The sequence below is a fragment of the Streptomyces sp. CBMA156 genome (assembly GCF_014596515.1).
Classification (GTDB): Bacteria; Actinomycetota; Actinomycetes; order Streptomycetales; family Streptomycetaceae; genus Kitasatospora.
In genome coordinates this window covers 1-10,036 of the sequence record NZ_MSJQ01000050.1, presented here as the reverse complement: position 1 = coordinate 10,036, position 10,036 = coordinate 1, and the positions used below count along the sequence as shown (strand labels likewise).

The following is a 10,036-nucleotide window of genomic DNA, read 5'->3' as shown; positions in this document are numbered from 1 at the left end:
GTCGGCGAACGGGCCGTCGGGGACGGTGACGGGCGCGCCGTCCGCGGCGGCGACCAGCTGGGCGAGCGTCACCGCCAGCTCCGCCTCCCAGCGCGGCGCCCACCGCCCCCCGGAGTCCCGGAGCTCGGCGGCGCACCACCACCGGGTGAGCGCGGCCCAGTCGGCGACCGGACGGGCGGGGCCTGCGGTCGCGGGGCGCACCGCCTCCGGCTCCAGCCAGGTGGCCTGCCACAGCGAGCAGGCGTCGACCCTGGTCGCCACCTTCCGGCCGCAGCCGGCGCAGGTGACGTTCGGGCCGTTGCGGCCGTCGATGCCGCAGCAGGCGCCGTTCTCGCGCCGCTGGACGAGGGCGGTGCCGTAGGCGTCGCCGGGCGCGATCACGATGGAGCGGGCCGCCCAGGCTGGGTGTTCCTCGACGGCGTAGGTGCCCGACTCCATCAGGACGGGCATGGGGTAGCCGTTGCCGTAGTGGAGGCCGGCGTAGGCCGGGTACGGGACCCGCGACAGCGGTGCGGTCAGCGCGTTCCCGCACCCCCGGCACTCGAAGACCTCCACGCACTCCCCCGTTCCGGCGCTCCGGTGTCGCGGCGCCGATGGGTGAGTATCGCGGGCCCGGCGGGCGGGGCCAACGGGTTTTCCGCCGGCCCCGCTCCCCCCGGCTCCCGCTTACCCCGGGCCCGCTTCCCCCGGCCCGTTCCCTCATGCCCCGGAACGGTCAGGCCAGGTCGCCGCGTTCGCGCAGCAGGGGCAGCAGGTGGTCGCGGACGGCGGGGGCCAGACACAGGGTGTCGTCGCGGCCGTCGGTCCAGCGCAGGTCGGCGAGTTCGGCGGCGGGGGCGGGCTCGCGGTCCAGGCCGGCGGTGAAGACGGTCATCAGCATGGGGACGCCTTCGAGGGCGGCGGTGGCGCGGATGTCGGTGAGGTGGCGGGGGCCGACCGGGGCCGCGCCGAGTTCCTCGCGCAGTTCGCGGGTCAGGGCCGCCAGGGCGTCCTCGCCGGGGTCGGGCTTGCCGCCGGGGAGGTAGAAGACCTCGGGGGCGGCCTGCTTGCTGACGACCAGGAGCCTGCCGTCCCGGATGATCGCGGCGGCGGCCACGGTGAGCGGGGCGGCCTCGGTGGCTGCGGCGGCTTCGGCAGTCGGGGTGGCTTCGGCGGTCGGGGTGGCCTCGGCGGCCTGGGTGCTGGTGGCTGCGGGGTCGATCATGGATGGGATTGTCGCAGGTGGGAGGGTGTTCCGGCGGGACACCCTTGCAAGTGTCTGCACGTGCAACTATTGTTCACGAATGTAGATGCAGCTGCAAAAGTTGCATGATCGCCTCTTCGCCCTGGCGCCGACCCTCCGGGAGTCCGACATGAGCACCTCTCTCTTCACCCCGCTCACCCTGCGGGCCCTGACCGTCCCCAACCGGATCTGGATGCCGGCGATGTGCCAGTACAGCGCCGTCCCGGACGGGGACGCGGCCGGCGTCCCGACCGACTGGCACTTCACCCACCTCGCGGCCCGCGCCGCCGGCGGCACCGGGCTGATCATCACGGAGGCCACCGCGGTCAGCCCCGAGGGGCGCATCAGCCCGTACGACCTCGGCATCTGGAACGACGAGCAGGCCGCGGCCTTCCGCCGGATCACCTCCTTCCTGAAGAGCCAGGGCACCGTCCCGGCGATCCAGCTCGCCCACGCCGGCCGCAAGGGCTCCACCGAGCGCACCTGGGTCGACCGGGGCCGCCCGGTCGCCCCCGGCGAGGAGCACGGCTGGACGCCGGTCGGCCCCAGCGCCGAGGCCTTCTCCCCCGCCCACACCACCCCGGAGGAGCTGACCGAGGAGCAGATCGGCGAGATCGTGCGGCAGTTCGCCGACGCCGCCCGGCGCGCGCTCGACGCCGGCTTCCAGGTCGCCGAGGTCCACGGCGCCCACGGCTACCTGGTCCACCAGTTCCTCTCCCCCGCGGCCAACCGCCGCACCGACGGCTACGGCGGCTCCTTCGAGGGCCGCATCCGCTTCGCGCTGGAGGTCGTCGACGCCGTCCGCTCGGTGTGGCCCGAGGACCTGCCGGTCTTCTTCCGCGTCTCCGCGACCGACTGGATCACCGAGAACCCGGAGGACGGCCGCGAGGGCTGGACCTCCCGGGACACCGTCCGCCTCGCCAAGGAACTCCGGGCCCACGGCGTCGACCTGCTCGACGTCTCCACCGGCGGCATCGTCCCCGACGCCCGGATCGAGGCCGCGCCCGGCTTCCAGGTGCCCTTCGCCGAGGCCGTCCGCCGCGAGACCGACCTGCCGGTGGCCGCCGTCGGCCTGATCACCGACCCCGCCCAGGCCCAGGCCGTCCTCACCGACGGCCACGCCGACGCCGTGCTGATCGGCCGCGAACTGCTGCGCGACCCCTACTGGGCCCGCCGCGCCGCCGCCGAACTCGGCGGCGAGGTCGCCACGCCCCTCCCGTACCACCGCGCCTGACACCAGCTCCGCCCCGCGCGGGCGCCTGGGGCGACTCAGGCGCCCGGCCGCCCCGAGCCGTCGACGCCACCGGCATCGGCGGTTTCGGCGTCGGCGTCGGTTTCAACGGTTTCAACGGTTTCAACGAATTCGGCGGATTCGGCGGATTCGGCGGATTCGGCGGATTCGGCGTCGCTCAAGTCCTCCACCCTCAGCGGCCGTTGCCCGTCGAACACGACCGCGAGGCCGTAGGGGTCGCAGATGGGCAGGCGGCCCTCGGCGAAATGCAGGTGCCACTCGTCGAGGTAGAAGGTGAGCTGCGGGAGATCCAGCGGAAAGTCCGCGACGGGCAGGCCGCGGAAGGGCCGCGCCTCCGCTTCGGTGAGACCGAAGAAGGCCGGGTCGGCCTCCACCGCCTCGCGCACGAAGCGGAGCCCCGCCTCCAGGTAGTGGTCGACCCTGCCGAGCACCTCGCCGACCAGGGGCAGATCGGCCCGGTCGAGGTCGTCGGTGCCTTCGAGCAGGATGGTGGCCTCGACGGGCGCGCCGTACAGCGCGCTCCTCGGCGCCTCGGCCACGCTCCAGACCCTCAGCCCGTCCGGCCCCCGGCCGGGGAGCAGCTCTCCGATGCCACTGCGGAAGACGTTCGGGGCCACGGCGGCTCCCTCTCACGAAACTCGGGGCGGGACGGGACGGGACGGACAACGCTACCCCGGAGCCCGCCCGCCCCTTCTGACGGTGCGCCCACAGGAAATCTTTCAGCTCCGCCCGGTGAGGTGACCCCACTTCCGGGCATTCCGGCCGCAAATCTTCCTGCGAAGGCGGGGCAGAGTGTCGGACTTGAGGTGGAGCGCACTCCAAGTCCTACGGTTCTGCCGTGGTCGCCGCCGCCGGTGGCCGGCGACCGGAAGACGGATGAGGAGCAGCGCAGATGACCATGCCCACGAACGAGGCCGAGGCCCGCCAGGAGCGTTTCGAGCGCGGGCTGGAGGTGCTGGAGCGGATCGACGGCGAGGTCGGACGCCGGGTCGTGGACGCACTGGGCGACGTCAGCCCCGAACTCGGGCACCAGGTGGTCGCCTGGGGGTTCGGGGAGATCTACAGCCGCCCCGGGCTCCCGCCGCGCGAGCGGCAGTTGGTCACCCTGGGCATGCTCACCGCCCTCGGCGGCTGCGAGCCGCAGCTGGAGGTCCACGTCAACGCCTCACTGAACGTCGGGCTCACCCCGCAGGAGATCGTCGAGGCCCTGCTGCACTCCGCCGTCTACTGCGGCTTCCCGAAGGCCCTCAACGCCACCTTCACCGCCAGGAAGGTCTTCGCCGAACGCGGCCTCCTCCCGCTCACGCCGGACCGGTGAGTCCCGTCATCCGATCGCCGCTCCTGGACACCGCCGGGGAGGTTCCGGTGAAGGGACTTCCGAGGGCGTGCCGCTGAAGCACCCGGGCCGGGCCCGGACGCGCGCCTTCCGGGAACCACCGCGTGCCGCCGGGTGTCCTTGTGGAGATGGACGACCGTTCGGGGACAAGCCGTATACCGGGCTGCTTGGTGGCCCTCGTCGGACTGGCCGGAGGGGCCGGCTCGTGGGCGCTCTCGGACGCGGCTCGCAGGTACTGCGGCTCGTACCAGGACGAGTACGTGGACTGGGGTGGTGTCCGGCCCTACGAACTCCCCCTGTCCGTGGCCGCGGGAGGCGCCGTCGCACTCGCCGCCTACCGGGCCGCCTGGATCCTTGCCCGGCGGCCGGGCCGCAGGAGGATCTCCTCACTGGTTCCTGTCGCCGTCGCGCTGTTCGCGCTCCTCGCGATGACCTGGTGCCAGTTCGCCTGGATCGGCACCGTTCCCGGAACGGTCAGCGACAGCGGTCTCTGTCCGGCCGGCAACGTCCCCGGCTGGTGGCCCCGCTGGATCCCCGCCTGAAGACGCGTCGGGTGTGACGCCTTCCCGTTGCCGGTCGCGGGGCCGGGCACACGGGTGGTCAGACCCCTGTGCTGTACTACGTGCTCTTCCGTGTACACCCCGCATCACCTCCGGAGTCACCCCTCGATGAACGTCACCTGCCCGACGTGCGCCGCGGCGGACGAGACCGTCGCCGTGCGCAACGCCCTGCTGGACTCCGACCGGCCCCTCGACCCGCCGACGCGGGAACTGCTGTCGATGCCGTCCGAGCCCGGGGGCACGACCGGGGCCGCGATCACCCTCTTCGTCCTGGCCGGCCTGTTCGGCCTGCTGGGACTGCGTGGGCTGTTCTCCGGCGACGGCGGCGGCAGCTCCGACATGGCGTACCAACTCGGCTACCGCTACGGCGCGTTCCTGCTCGCCGCGATCCTGCTGGGCATCGGGCTCACGGTCCATTCCGACCACCGGAGCCGCCGCGGTGACACGGCCGGCCAGTGGCCGCGGACCTACGACCAGTGGCAGAAGCTCCACCAGGTGTGGCGGGCGACCTGGCTGTGCCGGCGCTGCCGCGCCGTGTTCCTCCCCGCGGCCGCGCTGCGCCCCGACTTCGCCGCCTCGGCCGCGGTGCCTGTGGCGCAGTTCCCGCAGTGGGCGGAGACCATCACGCGACAGGAGGACCGCCCCGGCGCCCCGTCCACGTCGGGCTGACCTCTACCCCGGCCACCGGCCCGGCCTCACTGCCCGGCGTGCGGCCGGGCGAGTCCGGCTCCGACCCTCGTCAGCATCTGGCCGAGGAGGTGGAGGGCCCGTGCCCGCGTCGGCACTCCGCGCGCCGTTCCCGTCCAGTAGGCGTCGGTGAACCTCTCGGTCGCCGTGAGGATCCGGTCCTCGTCCCTGGCGGCAAGCACGAGGACGAACCGCACGTAGTCGCCGAGGTCGGTGCCCAGGGGGTGCCGGCTCGTGAAGCCGTGCAGGCGCGCTCCCAGCGCGGGCAGGGTGCGCTCCGTCGGGAAGACCACGGCGAGAGCGGCGAGTGCGAGGCGGACCGCGGGGCATTCGGCCGGCCAGCGGGCCAGCAGGCCCGGCGTGCAGGACCGGACCGCGATGCGGGCCCGGGCCTCGCTGTCGGCGTCAGCATGCCGCGGCCCGGGCGGCCGGCTCGCGGCGAGGTGGCGCTCCCCCACGGTGGCGGCGCTGAAGAGCAGGTGCACCATCTCGAACCGGTGCCGGGCGGGCACCCGGTCGTCGACGGCCAGGGCCGCGATCAGCCCGAGCCCGTCCGCGGTGCCGGGCCAGCAGGTGTCCTGGTGGAGGATCTCGTTGTAGAAGTCACCGAGGAAGCCCCGCTCGTCCCAGGAGGGATCGGCCCCGTGGGCGAACAGCATCGCCGCCTGGGGCGGCCTGCGGCCCGGCAGCCGGTCGGCGATGACATCCCGGAAGAGCCGCCGGATCGGCGGGCCGGAGGCGATCGCGTCGTGCGGGGGCTCGTACCGGTTCCGCCCGGATTCGGCGTGCGTGTCCATGACCCGCGCAGCCTACGGCAGCTCGGACCGGCGCAGTTCGGGCCGGCCGGCTGCGGGCCGGGAGCCCGTCCCTGCGCGAGCTGGAGACCCGCGCGGTGCGGGGCGCGGTGAGCCACCTGCCGCGCAGCACCCTGCACGGGGTGCTGGCAGGTAAACGGGACTGCACCGAGCGGGTGCTGATCGAGTTCGTCCGGGCCTGCGGGGTGGGCCCGGCAGAGGAGACCGAGTGGGTCGCGGCCCTGCGGCGCACCGGCGGAGCGCCGCTCTCTCCGCCCGACGTCCACCACCAACTCGCCGAGGCCACGCGGAGATCCTCCGCCTGCGCCGGGCCCTCGACGGCCGCACGCGCCGGAAGTCGGCCCGGCCGACTTCCGGTGCGGCGACGGGAAGTCGGGGTTACGACGGCGGCGGTGGGCGGGCTCGCGGAGGAGGACTTCGCGCGGCCGTCGGGACGTGCGGGCCTTGTCCCCTCCTCCCGGCCGCCCGCACACTGGTCCGCATGGGGGACGCGTCATGGCTGTTCGCCGCCATCACCGGTGTGACGGCCGTCGGCGCGAGCTGGACCACCGGCCGCCTGTCGGCCCGGTCCGCCCGTCACACAGCGGAACTGGACGCCGGCGAACGCCGCGGTGAGCACACCCGGCAGGCCCGGCGCACCGCCTACATGGAGTTCATCGCCTGCGTGCACACCATGGGGACCCTGCACGGCAGCGCGATGTCGCTCTTCCGCGGCACGACCCACCCGGAATGGCACACCGCGCTCTCCGGGATCCACGAGGAGCTGCGCGAGAACTACCACCGCCGGTTCCTCCCCGCGCTCGACATCGTGTGTCTGGAAGGGCCCGACGATGTCGCCGAAGCCGCACTGGCCGTGGTTCCCGCCTCGACCACGGTCTTCGGTCTCGTGGAGGACATCCTGCGCGGAGCCGGCGATCCGCAGGACCTTCCGGCCGGCTGCGCGCGCCTCTGGGATGCCGTACGGACCTTCACGGGTGCGGCCCGACGCGCCCTGAACGCGTAGGGCGCTTCCCTGGCCGATGGGCCGACCGGGCCGACTTCCCGTGCGGCGAGGGGCAGTTGCCGCGGCGGGTTGCGGCGGGGGTGGTGGTAGCTTGCGCGCGTGGGGCTCTTCGGACGGTCGTGGGCGGCGTTGCGGGCGGCGGTGGACGGGCTCGCGGAGGAGGACTTCGCGCGGCCGTCGGGGTGTGCGGGCTGGCTGGTGCGGGATCTGGTGTGCCATCTGGTGGTCGACGCGCAGGACGTGCTGATCACGCTGGTGACCCCGTCCCCCGCGGCGGCGACCCGCGACGCCGCCTCGTACTGGGAGGTCCACCCGCGGCCGCCGGACGGGCAGGACCCGCTGGCCGCGCTGACCGTACGGCTGGCCGCCGCGTACGGGGACCCGGCGCTGCTGCGCTTCCACCTGGACGACGTCGGCTCCGCGGCCGGACGGGCCGCCGCCCTCGCCGATCCGCACCTGCGGGTGGCCACCCAGGGGCAGGTGCTGACCGTCGCCGACTACCTGGACGCGTACGTGCTGGAGTGGACGCTGCACCACCTGGACCTGGTCGCGCACCTGCCGCACGTGCCCGGCCCGCCCGCCGAGGGGCCGGCCGCGGCGCGGCGGCTGCTGGAGCGGATCGCCGGGGCCCCGTTCCCCGCCGACCTGCCCGACGCGGACGCGCTGCTGGTCGGCACCGGGCGGCGGCCCACGACGGAGGCCGAGCGGGCGGGACTCGGGGTGCTCGGGGCGAAGGTGCCGCTGTTCCTCGGGTGAGCGGGCCAGGTGAGCCGCCCCGGGTGAGCCGCCGTGGCCCGAGGCCTACCCCTGCGGGGGGGCGGCGGAGCGGCTGCCGACGGCCCGCGGCGGAGGACCGGTTCCGGACCCGGCTGCCCGGGTCCCCGGCTACGGCACCGGCATGTACGGCTCCGCGGACGGGCGGCGCCGGTTCTCGGCGCCGGTGACCTTCTACGACGACTCGGACCCGGCAGGACCTCGTCCACGGCGGCACCCGCACCGGCCCCAGCCGAGCGGCCCGAGCCGAACGGCCGGAGCCCGCCTCACACGCCGGGGCCCCCGCCCGTGCCGGGCAGGTCGAGGGTGACCCGCAGGCCGCCGGCCGGTTCGGGGGTGAGGTGGAGTTCGCCGTGGTGGGCGTCGGCGACGGCGGCCACGATCGCCAGCCCCAGGCCGTGGCCGCGGCGGGCCGGGTCGGTCTCGGCGGTGCGTCCGCGCCCGCGCAGGAACGGTTCGGTGAAGGTGGCCACGGCCTCCGGCGTCAGCCGCGGGCCGGTGTTGGCGACGGTGAGGCGCACCCGCCCGGGCCGGCGCGGGTCGGGCCCGGTGGTGACGGTGACCTGCCCGCCGCCGGGCAGGTTGTGCCGCAGCGCGTTGTGCAGCAGGTTGACGGCCGCCTGGCGCAGCAGGACGGGGTTGCCGGTGGCCGGGGCGGGGCGCAGGTCGGCGGTGACGGTGACGCCGAGGGCCGCGGCCTCGTCGCGGACGGCGGTCAGCGCCTGCTCGGTGGCGGCGGCGAGGTCGGTGGGGGCGAGGTCCGGCGGGGCGTGGCCGAGGTCGGCGAGCTGGAGCAGGGCGTCGCTGATCTCGATGCCGCGCCGGTTGGTGTCCTGGAGCCGGGCGACGAGCTTTCCCCAGTCCTGGCCTGCCGGGTCGGCGGCGGCGACCTGGAGCATGGTGTTGGTGATCGCCAGCGGGGTGCGCAGTTCGTGGGAGGCGTTGGCGGCGAAGCGCTGCTGGGCCTCGAAGGAGCGCTGGAGGCGCGCCAGCATCTCGTCGAAGGCGTCGGAGAGGTCGGTGAACTCGTCGCGCGGGCCGGTGAGGGCGATGCGGTGCTCCAGTGCCCCGCTCGCGGCGCGGTGGGCGGCGCCGGTGATGTCCTGGAGCGGGCGCAGCACCCGGCCCGCGATCAGCCAGCCGCCGGCCATGCCGACGGCGGTCAGCAGGGCCAGGGCGTAGCCGCCGGCCCTGAGCAGGGAGTCCAGGATCTCCTGGCGGGAGGGGGCGTCGGAGCGGTAGCGCGGGTTGGAGGAGGTGAGGGGGTAGTTCGGGATGTAGCGCATGCCGACGTAGACGACGGCGAGGGAGAGCAGGCCGGCGGTGACGGCGAAGAGGGTGTAGCTGAGGGTCAGGCGCATCCGGGCGGTCAGGCGGCGCGGGCGCTCGGTACGGGGACGGTCGTCGCGCTCGTTCACCTCGGGCCGTCCTCCCCGCCGGGGACGGTGAGGCGGTAGCCCACGCCCGGCACGGTCTGGATCACCCACGGGTCGCCGAGGCGTTTGCGCAGGCCGGAGATGGTGATGCGGACCGCGTTGGTGAAGGGGTCCGCGTTCTCGTCCCAGGCGCGTTCCAGCAGGTCCTCGGCGCTGATCACGCCGCCGCGCGCGGTCATCAGGACCTCCAGGACGGCGAACTGCTTGCGGGACAGGCCCACGTAGCGGCCGTCCCGGTAGACCTCGCGGCGGAAGGGGTCCAGGCGCAGTCCGGCGTACTCCAGGACGGGCGGGGCGGCCTGGGCCGGGCGGCGGGCCAGCGAGCGCAGCCGGACGACGAGTTCGGCGAGGTCGAAGGGCTTGGTGAGGTAGTCGTCGGCGCCGAGTTCGAAGCCGGCGACCTTCTCGTTCAGGCGGGCGGCGGCGGTGAGCATCAGGACCCGGCAGCCCAGGCCGCGCCCGACGATGCTGCGGCAGACGTCGTCGCCGTGGGTGCCGGGGATGTCACGGTCGAGGACGACGACGTCGTAGCTGTGGACGGCCAGGCGCTCCAGCGCCGCGTCGCCGTCGGTGACGATGTCGCAGGCCATCGCCTCCAGCCGCAGGCCGGCCTGGACCGCCTCCGCGAGGTAGATCTCGTCCTCCACCACCAGGACCCGCACGCGCTGTTCTCCCGTCGTCGCCGTTCGCGTCCCATTGGACCCGATGGGGCCTATCGAAAACGTATCGGCCTGCGCAGACGTCCTCGCAACACCGCGTTTCCTCCAATGGTCCTGCACCGAACGAAACACGCAGGAGGCAGGAATGGACGCGACGGAGACGACGGGCACGACGGACCGGGCGGCGGCGCGGGCAGAGACGGAGACGGCAGGGACGGCGGCGGCGCGGGGCAAGCGGCGGCGGCTGGCCGCGGGCGCCTCGGCGGCGGCGGTGCTGGCCCTGGTCGGCGCG

General features: G+C 74.6%; 11 protein-coding genes and 1 pseudogene. 6 read left to right on the top strand and 6 right to left on the bottom strand.

The features are described 5' to 3' along the window. Window positions 1–555, bottom strand: a pseudogene (locus BU198_RS03900) (hypothetical protein); the annotation flags it as partial. Window positions 556–715: 160 nt separating this feature from the next. Then, window positions 716–1,204 (bottom strand): NUDIX hydrolase, encoded by a 489-nt coding sequence (locus BU198_RS03895; RefSeq protein ID WP_188295405.1) that lies wholly within the window; start codon window positions 1,202–1,204, stop codon window positions 716–718. A gap of 148 nt (window positions 1,205–1,352) precedes the next feature. Between BU198_RS03895 and BU198_RS03890 the strand changes: the two genes are divergently transcribed. Then, window positions 1,353–2,456 (top strand): NADH:flavin oxidoreductase/NADH oxidase, encoded by a 1,104-nt coding sequence (locus tag BU198_RS03890; RefSeq protein ID WP_188295404.1) that lies wholly within the window; start codon window positions 1,353–1,355, stop codon window positions 2,454–2,456. A gap of 35 nt (window positions 2,457–2,491) precedes the next feature. Here the strand turns inward: BU198_RS03890 and BU198_RS03885 are convergent, their stop codons facing one another. Next, window positions 2,492–3,091, bottom strand: coding sequence for a hypothetical protein (locus tag BU198_RS03885; protein ID WP_188295403.1), 600 nt, complete (start codon window positions 3,089–3,091; stop codon window positions 2,492–2,494). Between the two features lie 275 nt (window positions 3,092–3,366). Here BU198_RS03885 and BU198_RS03880 point away from each other — a divergent pair, with 275 nt between their 5' ends. The 3 genes from BU198_RS03880 (at window position 3,367) to BU198_RS03870 (ending at window position 5,039) form a co-directional block, all read left to right on the top strand. Further along, window positions 3,367–3,792: a carboxymuconolactone decarboxylase family protein gene (locus tag BU198_RS03880; RefSeq protein ID WP_223243895.1), complete on the top strand. Its 426-nt coding sequence runs from the start codon at window positions 3,367–3,369 to the stop codon at window positions 3,790–3,792. A gap of 185 nt (window positions 3,793–3,977) precedes the next feature. Then, complete coding sequence (locus tag BU198_RS03875; protein ID WP_188295402.1) at window positions 3,978–4,352, top strand: hypothetical protein; 375 nt, start codon at window positions 3,978–3,980, stop codon at window positions 4,350–4,352. A gap of 126 nt (window positions 4,353–4,478) precedes the next feature. Beyond that, window positions 4,479–5,039, top strand: a complete 561-nt coding sequence (locus BU198_RS03870; RefSeq protein ID WP_188295401.1) for a hypothetical protein — start codon at window positions 4,479–4,481, stop codon at window positions 5,037–5,039. 26 nt (window positions 5,040–5,065) lie between these two features. Here the strand turns inward: BU198_RS03870 and BU198_RS03865 are convergent, their stop codons facing one another. After that, window positions 5,066–5,854 carry a hypothetical protein gene (locus BU198_RS03865; RefSeq protein ID WP_188295400.1) on the bottom strand — a complete coding sequence of 263 codons (789 nt, stop codon included), beginning with the start codon at window positions 5,852–5,854 and terminating at the stop codon, window positions 5,066–5,068. 499 nt (window positions 5,855–6,353) lie between these two features. Between BU198_RS03865 and BU198_RS03860 the strand changes: the two genes are divergently transcribed. After that, complete coding sequence (locus tag BU198_RS03860; RefSeq protein ID WP_188295399.1) at window positions 6,354–6,875, top strand: hypothetical protein; 522 nt, start codon at window positions 6,354–6,356, stop codon at window positions 6,873–6,875. Window positions 6,876–6,974: 99 nt separating this feature from the next. Then, a complete protein-coding gene (locus BU198_RS03855) occupies window positions 6,975–7,631 on the top strand; it encodes a maleylpyruvate isomerase N-terminal domain-containing protein (protein ID WP_188295398.1) in 657 nt (218 codons plus the stop codon). A gap of 284 nt (window positions 7,632–7,915) precedes the next feature. Here BU198_RS03855 and BU198_RS03850 read toward each other — a convergent pair whose 3' ends face one another. After that, window positions 7,916–9,067, bottom strand: a complete 1,152-nt coding sequence (locus BU198_RS03850) for a HAMP domain-containing sensor histidine kinase (RefSeq protein ID WP_317619949.1) — start codon at window positions 9,065–9,067, stop codon at window positions 7,916–7,918. Further along, complete coding sequence (locus tag BU198_RS03845; protein ID WP_188295397.1) at window positions 9,064–9,747, bottom strand: response regulator transcription factor; 684 nt, start codon at window positions 9,745–9,747, stop codon at window positions 9,064–9,066. Before BU198_RS03845 ends, BU198_RS03850 begins: the two co-directional genes overlap by 4 nt. Window positions 9,748–10,036 lie beyond the last annotated feature (289 nt).

Excerpts from the sequence above, each read along its gene's own strand:
- BU198_RS03895 (WP_188295405.1), bottom strand. The coding sequence starts at position 1,204 with ATGATCGACCCCGCAGCCACCAGCACCCAGGCCGCCGAGGCCACCCCG.
- BU198_RS03890 (WP_188295404.1), top strand. The coding sequence starts at position 1,353 with ATGAGCACCTCTCTCTTCACCCCGCTCACCCTGCGGGCCCTGACCGTC.
- BU198_RS03880 (WP_223243895.1), top strand. The coding sequence starts at position 3,367 with ATGACCATGCCCACGAACGAGGCCGAGGCCCGCCAGGAGCGTTTCGAG.
- BU198_RS03870 (WP_188295401.1), top strand. The coding sequence starts at position 4,479 with ATGAACGTCACCTGCCCGACGTGCGCCGCGGCGGACGAGACCGTCGCC.
- BU198_RS03865 (WP_188295400.1), bottom strand. The coding sequence starts at position 5,854 with ATGGACACGCACGCCGAATCCGGGCGGAACCGGTACGAGCCCCCGCAC.
- BU198_RS03860 (WP_188295399.1), top strand. The coding sequence starts at position 6,354 with ATGGGGGACGCGTCATGGCTGTTCGCCGCCATCACCGGTGTGACGGCC.